This is a genomic window from Bacillus niameyensis, from assembly GCF_001375535.1.
GTDB lineage: Bacteria > Bacillota > Bacilli > Bacillales > Bacillaceae_C > Lederbergia > Lederbergia niameyensis.
On the sequence record NZ_LN831197.1, the window covers coordinates 1,397,330 to 1,414,746 of the forward strand.

16 protein-coding genes are annotated in these 17,417 nt (G+C 37.5%); 4 read left to right on the forward strand and 12 right to left on the reverse strand.

Features of this window, described 5'->3' with window-relative positions:
- From BN1243_RS06920 to BN1243_RS22005, 6 genes are all read right to left on the reverse strand, one after another.
- Positions 1-1,009, reverse strand: a 1,009-nt coding sequence (locus BN1243_RS06920; RefSeq protein ID WP_062105465.1) for a cytochrome ubiquinol oxidase subunit I, incomplete at its 3' end; no start/stop codon positions are given.
- Between the two features lie 291 nt (positions 1,010-1,300).
- A complete protein-coding gene (locus BN1243_RS06925; protein WP_062105466.1) occupies positions 1,301-1,624 on the reverse strand; it encodes a nitrous oxide-stimulated promoter family protein in 324 nt (107 codons plus the stop codon).
- A gap of 249 nt (positions 1,625-1,873) precedes the next feature.
- Positions 1,874-2,284 carry a coiled-coil domain-containing protein gene (locus tag BN1243_RS06930; protein ID WP_062105467.1) on the reverse strand — a complete coding sequence of 137 codons (411 nt, stop codon included), beginning with the start codon at positions 2,282-2,284 and terminating at the stop codon, positions 1,874-1,876.
- A 95-nt stretch (positions 2,285-2,379) separates the two neighbouring features.
- On the reverse strand, positions 2,380-3,072 hold the full coding sequence (locus tag BN1243_RS06935; protein ID WP_062105468.1) for an OmpA family protein: 693 nt from the start codon (positions 3,070-3,072) through the stop codon (positions 2,380-2,382).
- Entirely contained in the window at positions 3,062-4,888 is a 1,827-nt protein-coding gene (locus tag BN1243_RS06940; RefSeq protein ID WP_062105469.1) for a MotA/TolQ/ExbB proton channel family protein, read from the reverse strand. The genes BN1243_RS06935 and BN1243_RS06940 overlap by 11 nt, the downstream gene beginning before the upstream one ends.
- A gap of 506 nt (positions 4,889-5,394) precedes the next feature.
- Entirely contained in the window at positions 5,395-5,538 is a 144-nt protein-coding gene (locus BN1243_RS22005) for an anti-repressor SinI family protein (RefSeq protein ID WP_154669814.1), read from the reverse strand.
- 403 nt (positions 5,539-5,941) lie between these two features.
- On the opposite strand from BN1243_RS22005, the gene BN1243_RS06945 reads away from it, so the two are divergent.
- Positions 5,942-7,231 (forward strand): M20 family metallo-hydrolase, encoded by a 1,290-nt coding sequence (locus BN1243_RS06945; protein WP_154669815.1) that lies wholly within the window; start codon positions 5,942-5,944, stop codon positions 7,229-7,231.
- A gap of 220 nt (positions 7,232-7,451) precedes the next feature.
- Here the strand turns inward: BN1243_RS06945 and BN1243_RS06950 are convergent, their stop codons facing one another.
- Both BN1243_RS06950 and BN1243_RS06955 read right to left on the reverse strand, forming a co-directional pair.
- The gene (locus tag BN1243_RS06950; RefSeq protein WP_062105471.1) at positions 7,452-8,702 is read right to left on the reverse strand and encodes an MFS transporter; all 1,251 of its coding nucleotides are present in this window, start codon (positions 8,700-8,702) and stop codon (positions 7,452-7,454) included.
- A gap of 465 nt (positions 8,703-9,167) precedes the next feature.
- Positions 9,168-10,718 carry a bifunctional ADP-dependent NAD(P)H-hydrate dehydratase/NAD(P)H-hydrate epimerase gene (locus BN1243_RS06955; protein WP_062105472.1) on the reverse strand — a complete coding sequence of 517 codons (1,551 nt, stop codon included), beginning with the start codon at positions 10,716-10,718 and terminating at the stop codon, positions 9,168-9,170.
- 95 nt (positions 10,719-10,813) lie between these two features.
- Between BN1243_RS06955 and BN1243_RS06960 the strand changes: the two genes are divergently transcribed.
- On the forward strand, positions 10,814-12,463 hold the full coding sequence (locus tag BN1243_RS06960; protein ID WP_062105473.1) for a ribulokinase: 1,650 nt from the start codon (positions 10,814-10,816) through the stop codon (positions 12,461-12,463).
- Positions 12,464-12,516: 53 nt separating this feature from the next.
- On the opposite strand, the gene BN1243_RS06965 is transcribed toward BN1243_RS06960, so the two are convergent.
- On the reverse strand, positions 12,517-13,386 hold the full coding sequence (locus BN1243_RS06965; protein ID WP_062105474.1) for a DMT family transporter: 870 nt from the start codon (positions 13,384-13,386) through the stop codon (positions 12,517-12,519).
- Positions 13,387-13,553: 167 nt separating this feature from the next.
- Between BN1243_RS06965 and BN1243_RS22490 the strand changes: the two genes are divergently transcribed.
- Together BN1243_RS22490 and BN1243_RS06975 are read left to right on the forward strand one after the other, a co-directional pair.
- A complete protein-coding gene (locus tag BN1243_RS22490; protein ID WP_084781839.1) occupies positions 13,554-13,841 on the forward strand; it encodes a phospholipase in 288 nt (95 codons plus the stop codon).
- Between the two features lie 128 nt (positions 13,842-13,969).
- Positions 13,970-14,404: a hypothetical protein gene (locus tag BN1243_RS06975; RefSeq protein ID WP_062105476.1), complete on the forward strand. Its 435-nt coding sequence runs from the start codon at positions 13,970-13,972 to the stop codon at positions 14,402-14,404.
- A 105-nt stretch (positions 14,405-14,509) separates the two neighbouring features.
- On the opposite strand, the gene BN1243_RS06980 is transcribed toward BN1243_RS06975, so the two are convergent.
- From BN1243_RS06980 to opp4C, 3 genes are read right to left on the reverse strand one after another with little or no spacing between them, the layout of a single operon-like run.
- The gene (locus tag BN1243_RS06980) at positions 14,510-15,484 is read right to left on the reverse strand and encodes an ABC transporter ATP-binding protein (RefSeq protein WP_062105477.1); all 975 of its coding nucleotides are present in this window, start codon (positions 15,482-15,484) and stop codon (positions 14,510-14,512) included.
- Positions 15,481-16,467 (reverse strand): ABC transporter ATP-binding protein, encoded by a 987-nt coding sequence (locus tag BN1243_RS06985; protein WP_062105478.1) that lies wholly within the window; start codon positions 16,465-16,467, stop codon positions 15,481-15,483. Before BN1243_RS06985 ends, BN1243_RS06980 begins: the two co-directional genes overlap by 4 nt.
- Positions 16,468-16,472: 5 nt before the next feature.
- Positions 16,473-17,399 (reverse strand): oligopeptide ABC transporter permease, encoded by a 927-nt coding sequence (gene opp4C / locus BN1243_RS06990; RefSeq protein ID WP_062105479.1) that lies wholly within the window; start codon positions 17,397-17,399, stop codon positions 16,473-16,475.
- Positions 17,400-17,417 lie beyond the last annotated feature (18 nt).

Here is a 17,417-nt window from a genome sequence, read left to right on the forward strand (position 1 = left end):
TTCCCGCCATTATTCGGAAGCTCCAAAACGTTGTTTTCACTGGCGGGATATAATTTCCTTCTCCATGTTTTTCAACAAGTTTGGCTTGTAATGTTTTCATCCCGTCCACTTGTCCTTTAAATTCGCCATAGGACAAATAACTTAATAAATATGGAATTTCAATTTTCTTCGTACTTACTTTTTCTTTTGTATCGATATCAGCAAATAATGTCCATGCCGCTGGATCACCGCTATCTTCCCATAGCCCCTCAGAAGCAGCCATTTTCATCGGTTGTGCTGCCATTAAATATTTCGCCTGTGAATGACCAGAAAAAGCAATGCCCATACCCGCCACTAAACCTATAACTAGAGAAATAGCTAACGAGCGTTTGAAAATCTCCATATCTTTTTTCTTAATTAAATACCATGCGCTCACACCCGCAATAAAGAAAGCACCTGTAGCAAAGCTTCCAAAAATCGTATGTGGGAAAGCGACCCATAACTTCGGATTCGTCATAAGCGCAACAAAATCAGTCATTTCCGCACGGCCATTTTGGATTGTGTAACCGACTGGATTTTGCATAAAAGAGTTTGCTGCTAATATCCAGAGAGCCGATAAAATTGTCCCAATCGAAACAAGCCAAATACAAGCTAAATGTAATTTTTTGGGAAGTCGATTCCAACCAAATATCCAAAGTCCTATAAATGTCGACTCAATAAAAAAGGCAAGTAACGCTTCAATAGCTAACGGAGCACCAAAAACATCTCCGACAAAACGTGAGTAACTAGACCAGTTCATTCCAAATTGAAATTCTTGAATAATTCCTGTTACAACTCCAACCGCAAAGTTAATGAGGAAAAAGGTTCCCCAAAACTTAGTCATTTTTAAATACAATTCTTGCTTCTTAATGACATACATTGTTTGCATAATCGCAATAATGAATACTAAACCAATGGACAATGGGACAAAAATAAAGTGGAAAAGCGTTGTCGAAGCAAATTGAATCCTAGCAAGTATAACTTCTTCCATTTTCTTTCCTCCTCTTAGTGAATAAGTGAACAATCTATGACAAAACTTAGAACTATCTGTGAACTGATTCACATTGATAATTAAAAGGATCTACGTGAACATATGAACAATCTCACATAAAACAACCCCTAGTGAATAAGTGAACAATCTATGACGCGTTGAATAAGTATCAACACTATATCGTACTATTATCATACACGATCTATTTGAGTATGTGATGCTAGCTTGTTACAAATTTGGGAATTTATAAAGACATTTTTTTGAACAAAAGGATTATAAATAGATATACTTTTACTTGTTTAATAAATGTTTAACAGAATAGATAGGGTGCCATAGAATCATCCATGGACCTGCTGAACGCATAACTTTTTTTATTTGTTCACGATAAACAGGCTTGTAGCAATGAATTTTACAGTTGGAGCATGCCGTTTTTTCCTCACCAAAAAGACAGAATGATAATCTTTTTAAAGCATAGCTTTCCAGTTCGTGACATTCTTCACAAATCATTCCATAGTGATGCTTCTTTTTACAATACAAGCGAATCATTTTCGAAACTATCAATTTTTCCTTTTGGATATTAGGGCCGTTATTCAATTCTCGCTTTGGCCTTGTCATTGTTTATAAATACCTCCCCTAACAGTTCTCTCGTTTTATAAGATACCATACTCGCAATCAAAAAAATAGATTTTAATTTACTAATACTTTTCAATAGAACTTTTTTCAGATCCGGAAGCTTGTTATTCCTTCAAATTCACAAAGTAGTCAATTGAACAAATGCCTGGGGTTAATTTGATTCGCCAATTCGACAAACCGCCATAACGCCAGGCATTTAAATAAGGATAAATGAAGTTTAATTGTGGTAAGTTATTTTATTCGTTTCAAAGTGGCTTCTTGTTGTATGGAGCGGACCGAAAGTAATTCAATAATTTCCTGTTGGCTTTCTTGAATATTTTTTAATTGTTTTACACTATCGTTCGTTTCAAAAACAGCGATCTTAATTTGATCTTGTTCTAGTTCCAACCTATCAAGTCTTTTATTGATCTCGGAAATTTCTGTTTTCATTTCAGTAATCTCTGTTTTCATTCCAGTGATTTCTGATTTCATTCCAGTGATTTCTGATTTCATTCCAGCAATCTCTGTTTTTATTCCAGTAATCTCTGTTTTCATTCCGGTGATTTCAGACTTCATTTCAGTAACTTCAGACTTCATTCCGGTAATTTCAGACTTCAAACCGCCAATTTCCTGTAAAATTTCCCGTAATAGTGCTTCGCTCATATTCTCCTCCCCCCCATTTTGGTAGCTATTTAAGATATACACATTTCATTATACCATGGAAAATTGTCGTATTGTGCGTTATAAAACAAATAGGTTTATCTCCCTAACAACTCTCTCGTTTTATTTAAAATTTCTTCATCTTTTAAACGAAACTTGAATTCTACTCTACGTGAATCATCCGGACTATATTCCCCATTTTCATCTGTCCGAAAATCAGTATACGATTTACTGTTAACTGTTAACTTTTCCTCCATGTGCTGCTGTATTTGTTTATACGGGAAATCATCACTAAGAATATAGGCAGCAACACTATAAGCACGATCTTGAGCGAGTTTTAAATTATAAAGATAGCTTCCATCTCGATCTGTATGACCCTCAATAATAATTTCGGCAATGTATTCTTCATAACCGCTTTTTAATAAGACATCTAAGTATTTTGGTACGAATTCATCTAAAAACTCAAGTGAATCTGGCTTTAGTTCTGCACGATCATAGGCAAATAAAATTTCTGTGTTAAAAATAATTGCACCTGTCTTTTCATCGACCTCAATCCCATATGCAGGATCGTTAAATTCTTCCTTAAGTCCATTCACAAGCTCAGATCGCACTCCCATAATTTGATCGATCGTTTCTTTCATTTCTTTTATTTGCAACGATTTGATTACCATCATAATTATAAAAAGCAAAATGAAACAAAGTAAAATCGTTGTCAATAAATCCGTAAAGGATGGCCAGAAATGGGCTTCTTCCTGCTCATTTTTAAACAGCCTTTGGTATTTAGTAGTCATTATGTCTCATTCCCATACCACTGCCCACTTGGATTGGCTGTTGACTGCGGGCAGTTACAGAATTCAACTGTCGATTCAATGTTTGAAACTCATGAGCTAATTCTTGTAAAAGCTGTTGAATCGCTCTGTAACTATTTTGTTGTATCTCCTCTGTTCCACGTCGAATTTCTGTGAACTCGCGCTTCATTCCATGTGTTGTATTATCGATATTTCTTACGACTTTCTCAAGTTTATCACCAAGTGTCCCCTCTAAACTGGATACATAATTAGCAAGTGTTTCTTTTAAAATTCCTACATTTGCTTCGATCTGGTGCTCACGTTGGCCAAAGGTTTGATTCATTCGAGAAAGTATCGAGTCAATTTCTGCTATTAGCTGATTATTTTTCGAACCGAATTGTTCATAAGTTCTTGCTGTTTCCAACATATGTTTTTCAAATGTCGCCGATTGAGTTGAGTGCTCTTTTAAATGATGGCTGAAAGTTTGATTAAATTCCTTTAACTCGCGGAAACGATCAGATAATAAGTGTTTATACTCTTGTTGTGTTTCATTAATAACTTCGAGAGCGTCTGGTAATTGGATAATGGACTGTCCAAGCTTATCAAAGTCGTTTGAAAGTTTCCCTAACTGATTTGTTATAGCTGATAATTTCCCACCTAAATCCGAACCAAATACCTGTTTGAATTCACGATTATGCGCATCCATCTTATCGACTAACTCATGATTTTTTTGTGTTGTTTTTTCAAATGAGCTATGAATGACAGCTTGTTCTTCTAATAGGGATGAAGTGTAATTTTTAATATCATTGACAGAATCTTCAAAGCCAGCAAGTGTCTTAATTTGCGCCTTGGAGACCTCTTGTGTTTTTTCCAACGTCTGTTCAAACGCTATCGCCATTCGTTCATTTCTTCTATCTGTTTTTTTGAAATATGAAAATAACGAATCGAAATTTTTATTAAGCTGATTTGTCCCTGCACTAAAACCTTCTGTTACGGAATTCATTTGGTGAAATAGTTCTTGAAAATCAGCCAGATTACTGGAAAGTCCCTCATTAAAAGCTGCTAAGTCCTTCGCTGATTGTTGCAGTCCTGTCGTATATTCCTGAAAGCCTGTAAATGCTTTTTCGATACTTTGTAAAGATTGCTGATTTGTTTTTTGGAGACCAATAATGGATTGATTAATCATTTCGGATACTTTAATTAATTGACCCATTCCATTTTGCTCATCACCCTCTAATTGGGTTTCAACCATTAACATAATATCGGTTAGCATATACTCCGTATTTAAAGCCTTTAGTAAAATTGTCATAACTAAGGAAAAGCTCATTCCGACAATACTTGTATAAAATGCAACATCAATTCCTGATAATACTCCTGTTATATTTTCAACGAGTTGATCTTCTACAGTTTGAATATTCCCGAGTGAAATCGTTAACCCAATAAATGTCCCCAACACACCTAGCAAGATAAAGATCGAGACAGTCATTTGAATAAGCTTGATTAAACTAACAATAGGCATATTAAATAAACGCCAATTTGAAAACCGCTCCTGAACAAACGTCTCCACTTTGACCTGTTCCGTTTGTTGTTTTTGCTCAAACTGTTTTTTAAAAGAACGAAAAGGTTCCATCTCAAGATTATTTGCCTCTTTTAAATAATTGCGTAATCTTTTCAGCTTCAAAAATAAAAGCAAATGTGCAACGAGTGTAACCGCGAAAATAATGAACAAGGCCCAAAAGATAACTTCGATTATGGAATTCTCTAACATCGCCTCAGCTTTTTCAACGGTCGTAAACAATTCTAAAATCCCCTGAATCATCCTAACTCCACTCCCCTACATGTTGTATAATCCATGACCTTTATTTACAAATCACCTTGTCCCCTTGCTTATAGTTATTCGCAATCTACAAAAATCATGTGTGGGAATTACGAAAGGCGGAAGCGCATTGCTTATCGACGTACAAACTTCCTAGCTTCTGACGAGATAAAGGAAACACGGCGAAGAATGAGCCGATGTTGACTTATCGTAGGAGGAAGCGTAGAAGTTTGCTAGTCGATATGCGCTGAAGCTAGACAACGAAAGGCGGAAGCGCATTGCTTATCGACGTACAAACATATTTAATTAGGATGAACGGCTAATGGACCGCCCGATCATCGGCGAAAAAAACTGAGGTAAAGAAAGGCACTCTTTACCTCAGGCTATTTTTCTACGACCGAATTTAGTGATAGAAAACAAATTATGTTCAAAAGTATATACGACCACATACTGTTTTATCAGCTATACATAAATCCTGTCCACCTAACTAGATCGACCTATAGCTGAATTTATTCTTTCTTTCCTTGAAAAAAAGCACGCACTTCCTTAACAGTTAAGCCAATGCTTTTAGCTTCCAACAAAAGGTTTCTCCATTCACTATCTAATCTTGGGATTTCAATCGAACTACTGTCCTCATTTAACACCTTCTCCATTTTCTCCCATCCCCCATACACAGCAATACAATAAATTTTACCACTCAAAACTATACATTTTCTCAACTTACTCAATATTCTGGTAACAAAAGAATAAAATTGAACTATTCTATTCAGATTTTTGCGAATGTAGGGGCCCATCGTTGGGAGCTTTGGAGCTAATGTAGGATAATTTTCGATAAAATAAATTACATTTTTAAAAGTTATGAACTTAATCCATGCTTAGCTAGTTCGATAGATGCCTGAAAATCTATTAACCTTGTCTTAGAAGAAAATTGGTATTTGAAAATATAATAAACCTTCACAATCAAAATGCTTTCTTGTTAAACAAATTTTTCCAAAAGCTCGAATAAGTGTTATATTTTTACTATTGATATCCATTTCGTTATGGGAGGTGTCTCTTTTGACAAACGATAATGCATTATATGAGAAACTAATAAGGGATTACGATCAAAGCTTAGATTGCAATGGGGTAAATGGGCATCGGTTGGCTTATAGACTTTCTGCCTTATCTAAAATAGGACTTACCGAAGAGCAAGGGTCTTATCGACTCGGATTTTCTGAAGAAGAAAAAGCAGCCAAACAATTAATTATAAAATGGATGGAAGAAGCAGGCCTAAATGTCAAAGTGGATGGTGCAGGAAATGTTATTGGCCGCCTTCCCGGTAAACAAGCACATTTGCTAGCCATTCTTTCTGGATCACATGTTGATAGTGTCCCGAATGGAGGACATTTTGATGGACCTTTAGGTGTTATTACCGCACTTGAAGTAGTTGAAGCCTGGAAGGAAAGTGAGTACATTCCTGAAAGACCTTATGAGGTGATTGTTTTTACAGATGAGGAAGGAACGCGATTTAACGGGGGGTTAAATGGGAGTATGTCTATGATTGGTGAATTAAAAAAAGAGGAACTTATACACCAAGTTGATATATTCGGTGAATCATTTGATACGGTATTAAATAATATTGGGCTCTCTATTGATTCACTTTTATCTGCTAAAAGAGACTTATCTGAGATTGAAGCTTTTATTGAAGTCCATATTGAACAGGGAAAACGACTCGAAAAAGAAGACATTCCAATCGGAATTGTGACTGGAATTGCAGGTCCTAGTTGGTTGGAGATGACCTTTTCCGGGTCTGCTGGTCATGCTGGAAATACACCTATGGACGACCGAAGAGATGCGCTCGTAGCAGCTAGTCAATTTATTGCCGAACTACCATCGTTACCCCCACAGGTTAGTTCCTCAGCAGTTGCGACAGTCGGAAAATTACACGTCTACCCAAATGGTGTAAACGTCATTCCTGGTCAAGTGAAATTAACAGTAGATATTCGTGATATCCGTAAGGACACGAGAAATGAATTAGTTGATTTAGTTATTAAAAGAGCAGAAGAGATCAGTCTAAACAAAACTGTCGATTTTAGTTTTAAGGAAACGTTGCGAGTAGAACCTGTTCCAATTAAGGAAGAAATGCAGCAAAAATTACTTGCATCTGTTCAAGCAAGTCAAATCAAGCCCTATTACCTTCCAAGTGGTGCAGGACATGATGCCATGATCATGGGACGTCATCTCCCTGTAGCTATGATTTTTGTTCAAAGCAAAGACGGTATTAGTCATACCCCAGCGGAATGGTCTTCATTAAATGATTGTGTACAAGCTGTTCATGTTTTGAAGAATTTTGTGGAAACATATTAAATATAATGCATATAAAATGATAATAAAGAGGCCACAAAAAATGCGGCCTCCGTTTGTCATTTCCGCTTAGGCGGAAATCACCCCACTGCGATTGATCAAAATAATCAGCCCCCTTTCCGATATTCTATCGGTCCGACAACTTTATTAACTCATATTTTGAACTTGTTGAACAAGAGAAAAAATATTTATAGGCAAAGATTACCAGGAGTACTATTTCTAGTCATTTTCCTTGAGAATATAAAGGTTCTTGTAAAATATTTCCCTCGGCATCCATTTCTTTTTCAAGCAGGACTGAACTTTCTTTAAGACTTAGCATCACTATAAAGGATAGGCAATATAAGGTAGCCAGATATATCATTGCAACTGTCATATTATAATTTTGCAGAAGGAAACCAACGAGAATTGGTGAGAGTCCGCCTATAGCTCGCCCAAAGTTAAAGATTGTATTTGTAGCCGTGCTTCGGACATGGACTGGATAAAAACTACTAATCAAAGCTCCATACCCAGCAAACATTCCGTTGGAGAAAAAGCCAACAATCGCTCCACCAATTAAGACACCAGCACTACCTGTTGCAAAGGAATATAGAAACACTGCACTTGCTGAGGCTATTAAAAAGATCCCAAAAGATCGTTTTGCTCCAAACCGATCCATGAATTGTCCGAATGTCAGCATTCCGATGATCATTCCAATTGCTGTACTAATTGTCCATAAAGCAGAACTGGATACCGAGAGTCCTTGCGATTTTTGTAACATGGAAGGAAGCCAAATCATTAGTCCGTTATAACCAGCAATTTGTACAGTTGCCATGATAGCTAATGCAATAGTGGTCATCGATGTTCTAGGAGTTGCAAACAAATGCCCTAGTTTGCTTTCTTTCTTACTTGTTACTGCTTTCTCCTTTTGAGCAGCCAGCCATTCAGGAGACTCATCTAAATTTCTTCGAACAATAAATGCAAAAACGACCGGGACGATTCCTACGAAAAATAATGCTCTCCATCCTAAGGTTGGTAGAATGATCGCACTAAGAAGTGCAGCTAGAATAACGCCGTATTGAGCACCTACACTTACATAGGAAGAAACTCTTCCTTGTTTGTTCTTTGGCCATGCCTCTGCAACAAGAGCCATACCAATTCCATACTCTCCGCCCGCACCAAGACCAGCAATAAATCTAAACAGATATACTTGTTCAATATTTGTAGCCAGTCCAGTTAAAGCCGTGCCGATTGCAAAAAAGATAATACTATAAGTAAAAACCCGAACACGTCCAAACTTGTCTGCTAAAATTCCAAAAATGACTCCGCCAATTAGCATGCCAAAATTGGTGACCGAAGAAATAAGCCCTCCTGTTGCAAGATCAATGTGAAAACTAGCTACCATCATGGACATTGCAAAAGAGATGAACATAACATCCATGCCTTCCAAAGTTAGGCCCGCTACCGAAGCAACAACTGTTTTTTTACGATATTCCATCTGTTCCATCCTCCAATACCATTTTCTCGTTAAGACATTCTTGATGTATGGGAATGGAATCAAACTACTCCATTCTCTTTTCAAGCCTCACAGGACATGATTAAAAGAGATGCTTAACATGACCATAAAAAATACCCTTCCGTCTTAAAGGACGAAAAGGGCTTGAGTTTACATAGATATACAAATATCACCTATATAATCGTCCTTTTCGGCCTCACAGGACCGCATTAAAGGTAATTATTATAGTAGAATAATAGCATATTTAAAAAATGTGTTCAAGAAAAAATTTCGTGACCTAATGGGGACTTACATTTTATATAATCAGAAATGCTATGAGGGAAGTTCGAGACCACTGAAAGTTCTTATGGCACTTTTAGTCCCCTTTTTGATTTGAATCTGCCACGAAGCTTTTCTAGAAAGATTATTGATTTACAATCACAAAAAGACATGCACCTAGGGTTATTGCTATAAAATAATGTTTAATTGCTCCCTTACACCCTCTATTAAATCGAATGGGGTCACTCCATAATGGGACAAGGTCGTTGCTTTTTCCTCTCCAGCTCTAGCATGTAAATATGTTGCTGAAATTACCGCGTTTCTCGGCGTCGCGCCTTGAGCCAAAAACGATGCGACCATCCCAGTTAACACATCACCACTCCCGCCTTTTCCAAGTGCATCATGGCCATGGGGATTGATAAAAACGTCTCCATTCGGAGTAGCAATTATCGACCGATGACCTTTTAAAAGTAAATAGATCTTATGGTCCTTGGCAAAATTCTCAGCAATTTCCAAGCGCCTTTCTTCTACTTCCCTTACAGTCATATTTAATAAAGTAGCCATCTCTCCAGGATGTGGGGTAAAAACAATATTTCCTTTATACTCTCTAATTATATCCATATGATTTCTTAGCAAATATAACGCATCCGCATCTATGACGATAGACTGCTGACCAAGAGATTGAAAAAGTAATTTAATCCACTGTTCTCCCCCTGAAAAACGAGAAATTCCGGGGCCAATAGCTATACTATCAAATTGATGGAGTCTTTCTGATAGTTCAGAAATGGCCGTTTCAGAAAAATGGCCGTTTTTTTCAGCTAATGGTAATAATAATGATTCTGGACTTTGACTAGCTGCGATCGGATAAATACTTTCTGGAACCGCTAAAGTGATAAGTCCTGCTCCACTATTAAAAGCTGCCTTAGCTGTAAAAATTGGCGCACCTACATAAGATCGTGATCCGCCTATAACGAGAACATGCCCAAATGTTCCTTTATGTCCGGATGGCGGTCGTATAGGTAATGAGGATTTTACAAACGAATCCGTTATCAACTGCGGCATCTTTAAATCTAAATCTTTGACAATAGATGAGGGTACGGAAATATCTACAACTTTCCATTCCCCTATATAATTCGGTCCATCATTAAGGAAAAATCCTCTCTTTGGAAAAACAAAACTAATAGTTTTTGTTGCTTGTATAGCTACTCCTTCTACCTTTCCATCATCACTTGAAACACCTGATGGTATATCAACGGATATGATCATTTTCTTTCCTGCAAATCCGTTCACCGATGTAATCACTTGATCAACGGGCTCCTTAACTCGTCCTTTGACACCTGTCCCTAATATTGCATCGACAATGATATCAGCATGATCCAGTAAGGACTGTAATTTTTCAAACTTACGATCCTGAAAATAAAAAATCGGCAATCCTCGATTCTGATAAACTTCAAAATGTACTTTTGCGTCGCCTTTTATTCGGTTTGGATTAACCAATAAACAAAGCAGAGGATCTAACCCAAGATCAAATAGCCTCCTAGCAATCACAAACCCATCTCCGCCATTATTTCCACTACCTGCAAGTATTAAAACTCGTGGATTTTGATTGGGTAAGTCTGCTATTATTTCATTCACAACTTGTGTTCCTGCATTTTCCATTAACACAACACCAGGGAGACCAATTTTCTCCATTGTATACTGATCCATTAACTGCATTTCTTTTTGACTTGCTATGTACATGTTTAGCGCTCCTAATTCCTCAATAATTAATTGATTATTCCTTCATTTCAGTTTACCATGAATTTTATAAGTGATCACTGGGAGGAATGCATGAATTGAATTATTCAATCGGAATTGACTTTGGAACTGCCTCCGGAAGAGTTTTAATTGTCAATATTCATACAGGAGAAGTAGTAGGAATGAGTGTATGCCCTTATAAACATGGTGTAATTGAAGAAAACTTTGATACTCAAAAAATTCCTGCTGATTATTCTTTACAAAACTCAATTGACTATTTAGATGTTTTAAAAAAAGGTGTACCTGAAGCTATTTACGACGCCAAGGTGGATCCGCAGGAAATTGTAGGTATCGGAATAGGCTTTACCTCCTCGACGATGATTGTAACAGATCAGGATTTCACTCCTTTAAGTTGGAACGATAAATATAAAAATAACCCCCATGCCTATGTCAAACTATGGAAACATCATGGTGCAAAAGAAGAGACAGATCGAATTTTAGATGTAGCTCATTTAGACTTAAATCGCTATCTTGGAACATATGGCTTTAATGTTAGCAGTGAATGGATGATTCCAAAAATCCTGGAATTAAAGAATAAGGCACCTGACATTTTAAAAGAAGCTGCGTACATCATGGAAGCTGGAGATTGGGTCGTATCGTTGTTGTTAGGTAAAAATGTGCGCAGTAATTGTGCAAGGGGGTTTAAATCATTTTGGAATGAAGAAAATGGCTTTGATTTCGACTTTTTTGAAAAAATTGATGAAGATTTATCGATGATAATTAAAGAGAAATTTGATGGCGAATTAGTTAAAGTAGGTCAAAGCGCTGGAAATTTAACAGATAATATGAGTGAATTACTGGGGCTACGAGCTAACATGCCTGTTGCTCCTGCAATCATCGATGCCCATGCAGCGTTGTTAGGAATTGGTGCTGTCAAGCCAAATCAGTTTACGATGGTGATGGGCACATCAACTTGTCACCTTATGTTACATGATAAGCAAAGTAAAATCCAAGGTATATCTGGAAGTGTAAAGGATGCTATTATACCAGGATTATATGCGTATGAGGCAGGCCAATCAGCTGTAGGTGATTTATTTGAATGGGTTAATAAGCAAGTTCCAAAAGAATATGTATCTGAAGCAGAGCGACAACAGATTTCTATTTTTGATTTACTAGAAATAAAAGCTTCTCAAAAAGGCATTGGAGAAACAGGCCTGATTGCCCTAGATTGGCACAATGGAAACCGCTCTCCTTTAAGTAACAGCGATTTATCCGGTATTCTTATTGGTTTGACCCTTCATACGAAGATCGAGGACATTTATAGGGCTTATATAGAAGCAACTGCCTTTGGAACAAAAATGATCATGAATTCGTATGAATATGCTCAGTTGGAAGTTTACGAGGTTTTTGCTTGTGGAGGTATACCTAAAAAAAATGCCTTACTCCTTCAAATTTATGCGGATATTTTAAATAAACCCATACATGTCTCAGACAGTGACTATGCGCCGGCTGTTGGCGCAGCAATACTCGGAGCGGTTGCTAGTGGTGAGTATGAACGAGTCTGTGATGCAGTTACTAAAATGAAACAACCTTTATTCAATATAGTAAAGCCTAATCCTATAAATGTTGCTCAATACGACCAATTATTTCATCTTTACGAGGAATTACATCAATACTTTGGGATTCAAAATAAAAAATTGATGAAAAGATTAGTTAAGTGCCAATATAATGGAATGGCTATCTCTTAGTTGTAAGCGATAGCCTTTTTCCGTGCCTGGCACACCCCGGATTTTGTCGAAAATTAAGTAACATTGTATTTTCTCTGCATTAAAAACAAAAAAACGCCAAGTAGCGCAAAGAGACCTCCTATTATTTGCAAACCTGAAACCTGTTCATTTAATAATAAAGCAGCTAGAATCGTAGCACCCACTGGTTCTCCTAAAACACACATTGAAATTGTTGTTGTGTTTACATAGTTTAACAGTAGATTAAAGATCACATGGGCAACAGTAGGAAAGATCGCTAGCAACAGAAATATCCCCCATTCACGAGCACCGTAACCAACAAGCTCAACGTTAATCAAAAGATTGTAAATCGTCAATGATACCCCCGCAAAGAAGAAGACACAAAAGCTATAAATCCAATGAGAAACTTTTTTTACTACACTTTGTCCAATTAATAAATAATGAACAACTGCAATGACGCTTAAAAATGATAAGATATCCCCTATAATAATCGCCTTATCCGTTCCAAAATCGCCCCATCCTACCAATGCGACACCAAAAATAGCTATTCCAATCAATATTAATGTACGGTAAGATGTCCTTTCTTTATAAACTAGAAATCCTCCGACTAGAGCTACGATCGGTTGCAGTGCAAGTATAATTGTTGAACTAGCTACTGTTGTTAATTTTAGAGAGCCAAACCAGAGAGCAAAATGAGCAGCTAGGAATATACCGGAAGTAGCTAACAAAACCCAGCTTTTTTTAGATATCCTCTTAAATTCGCCCCTTTTCTTTATCACGAACGGCAACAATAAAATACTGGCAAAATACATCCGATACATACTAATTATCGTCGCCGGAGCTTCTGACCATTTCACAAAAACCGCAGCAAAAGATATTGTAATAATTGCTAATATTAATAAAAATAAAATCGATCTCTTGTTCACTTTACTCCCCCTAAATACGGTGCCTGGCACTCCCCGAGTTTTGTCGAATAACGCAGATGCAGCCTGCCCTATTGTACCACAATGTCATTTTACTAAGAAAAGGCTTTTGCCATCTCCATTCATAAGTTTTCTCATATTTTATATAAAGTACTTTTTTGGAGGTGCTCATGTTGTATAGAAAGGGAATCTCAAGGAGAACACAATCCCGCTGTATTTTTCCTGGATATAACTGGTGCGGCCCAGGCTGTAGTGGTCCTGGTGCTCCGATAAATGATGTTGATGCTTGTTGCATGAGACATGATCTTTGTCTTCGTCGCAACATTGATCCATGTATTTGCGATTTCGCTTTCATGGATTGTCTCCGTCCAAAGATGTCCCGTCCTACCCCAGATGGTCGACATGCCTCCCTCATGTATGGAGCAATGCGTTTACGGACTTCATTTAGATGCAGATAAACAGAAGTCGTAATTTAGGATAAATTCTCCCTATAATATAAGTAATTTGATTGGCTTTCAATCTAATATTTTAGGATAATACTAATAGGATCAATTACAGATATTTAAAATAGTTGGGGGATTTCTAAATGGAATTGAACAAGATTACGCTGCCTGCTGCTTATATGATTGAAACCCTGCGTAGTAAAGGTATTACAAATGAACAACTACTTACTCAAATTAACAATAGGGATATTAGCCCCTGGAAAAATGTAAGTGAACATTTTGATTTTAATGAATTAATTAAACTTGCCGATCAAGATCAAAATGCTTTTAAATCGATTGTTTTGCAAGGATATTCCATAAAATTTGTTACTATCCGTGGCTTACAAAACTTATTGCGGCTAAAATTCGATATCGTCGAAGATCGTGATTACCTTGTAACCGATAAAGGCATTTCTGAGTTGCAAATAGAAAATTCACAATTAGCTGTACTCAAACAGATGCTTTCCAAAAACTGTACTATTTTCGAGATGAAATCAGCCGAGCAACATAAGAAAATAGTTCGAATTGAATTGAGTTAAAAAGGGCATTTTTCAGATTAAGAAAGGGAGTTTTTGTCTAAGACAAAAGCTCCCTTTTTTAATGTTCAGATATCTGAGAAATATACAAACGCTCTGTTTCGCCTCTTATTCTACAAAGTGACAGGCTACAAAATGGCCTGCCTCCACCTCTCTAAATTCAGGAATTTGCTTGCGGCAAACTTCTTGTGCAAACGGACAACGTGTATGAAATTTACATCCTTTTGGAGGATTGGCTGGATTCGGGATATCTCCCTTTATAATAATCCGCTCCCTTTTCAACGTTGGGTCAGGAATTGGCACAGCGGAAAGTAAAGCCTTAGTATAAGGATGAAGAGGGTTTCCATAGAGCCTATCTCGACTCGCAAGCTCCATCATCGTCCCGAGATAAAGGACACCAATTGTTGAACAAAGATGCTCTACAACACTAAGATCATGTGAGATAAATAACATTGTAATATCTTTTTCTTGTTGTAGTTCACTAAATAAGTTAATGATTTGAGCCTGAATTGATACATCCAATGCTGAAACAGGCTCATCAGCAACTATAAAATCTGGATTTAAAACAATTGCCCGGCCAATTCCGATCCGTTGACGTTGTCCACCGCTAAATTCATGTGGAAAACGATCATAATGATAAGGGGCAAGACCACAAATTTCTAATACTTCCAGTACTTTCTCCCTCACCTCATTTTTACTGGCGAGTCCATGATCCAGTAAAGCTTCAGCAATGGCGTCCCCAATTCTAATCCGAGGATTTAACGAACTGTATGGGTCCTGAAAAATAAATTGGAGCTTCGGGCGCAAACTTCTCATTTCTTTTTTTGACAAAGTATGGAGATTCTGTCCCTTATAAAGCACCTCCCCTGAGGTAATGGAAGTCAGCCGTAAAAGTGTTCGTCCGATTGTACTTTTTCCACTTCCTGATTCTCCAACGAGACCAAAAGTTTCCCCTTTTTTGATCGTAAAGCTAACTCCATCAACAGCTTGCACAACTTCGGGATTTCTCTTAAAAATATTGCTTGGTTCCCCATAATATTTTTTCAACTGATTTACTTCAATTAAAGGTACTGCCTCACTCATACGCTCACCTCTTGTTCATACAACCAACACGCAACCTGATGACCATTATCCAATTGTTTCATTAAAGGATTTTTCTCTTTGCAAATACTCATGCACTGATCACAGCGGTCACTAAAATAACAAGAAGGTTGCAACTCAATCAAGTTTGGCACTTGACCTGGTATTGTATAAAGTTTTTCTTTTCGTTGATTGATGACAGGCTTTGCTTGAAGCAATCCCTTCGTATAAGGATGTTTTGGATTAGCAAAGAGCTCAACGACCGATGCATGTTCAATCACTTTTCCAGCATACATGACAATCACATAGTCGGCTACCTCCGCAACAACACCCAAATCATGTGTAATTAGCAACATGGCCATATTCCGCTCTTCTTTTAACGTTCTTAACAAATCTAATATTTGAGCCTGAATCGTTACATCAAGTGCTGTAGTTGGTTCGTCTGCTATTAGCAACTTAGGATCACAAGACAGAGCGATCGCAATCATGATTCTCTGTAACATTCCACCACTCAACTGATGTGGATAAGAAGCATAGATTTCACGACTTCGACCAATTCCAACTAACTCAATCAATTCAATCGCCTTTTCTTTCGCTTGCTTTTTCGATAAAGCTTTATGTTCCATCAACGGTTCAATAATTTGTTCACCAATTGTTAAAACCGGATTAAGTGATGTCATTGGTTCCTGAAAGATCATGGCAAAATCATTTCCACGTGCTCTGCGCAAGTCACCTTTTTTCATCTTTAGAAGATCTTTTCCTTCAAAGATAATCTCTCCACTTGAAACTTCCCCTGACGCAGGATCAATCAAGCCCATGATAGACATTGCTGTTGCACTTTTCCCGCAGCCTGACTCTCCAACAAGGCATACCGTTTGCCCGTTCTTTATTTCAAAGCTGACATCATTTACAGCCTTCACATTTCCTGCATCAGTGTGAAATTGTGTGAGTAAATGATTTACTTGTAATATTGGCTCATTCGACACACTGATTACCTCCTTTTCATATTTGGATCGATGGCATCGCGCAACCCATCGCCTAGTAAATTGATACTAATTACTGTCAAAAAGATTGCGACACCTGGTGGAATCCAAAGCCATGGGCGTTTTTGAAAATCAATCAAGGAATTAGCTGCATTGATCATATTCCCCCATGAAGCAGTTGGCGGGACTACACCTAATCCAAAATAACTAAGGACAGATTCACTAAGAATAGCACTACCTACACTTAGTGTCCCTGCAACAATCAATAAGGGAACGGTATTAGGCAATAAATGATTTAACAACTTTCTGCGATCGCGAAGGCCTAGCGCTTCAGTAGCTTGAATAAATTCCCGCTCCCGAAGACTGAGTATTTGACTGCGGACTAGTCGAGCGAGACCCGGCCATCCAACAAGACTAAGCATTAACATAACTATATATAATCTTTGTTCTGCTGGAACCTTCCACTCTGACATAACTGCAGCCATAATGAACAACAAAGGGAGTCCCGGAAGTGTCATTAAAATATCAGCTGTTCTCATTACAATTTGATCAACTATTCCTTTATAAAAGCCGGCTAATGTTCCGAGTAATGCCCCGATTGTTACTGACATGACCATAGCTCCAAGTCCTACTGTTAAAGAAATTCTCCCAGCAAGCATTAGTCGTGTTAATACATCACGTCCTAAACTATCCGTCCCTAGCCAATGAGCGCTACTTGGAGGTTGTTTGATGTTGCTTGTATCCACCCCAGCCGTTGTATAAGGTGATAAAAATGGGCCAATAAATGAAAACAAAAATATAAATATTAGAAACCCTAATCCGAATAGGGCGATTTTCTTTTTGAATAAACGCTGAAAAACTTGCCTCCATAAGGAAGATTTCCTTTCTCGCTTTACTCTATTTTGACTAACCGTCATCACTGAAGGATTTTCCATCCGATTCAACTCCTTACT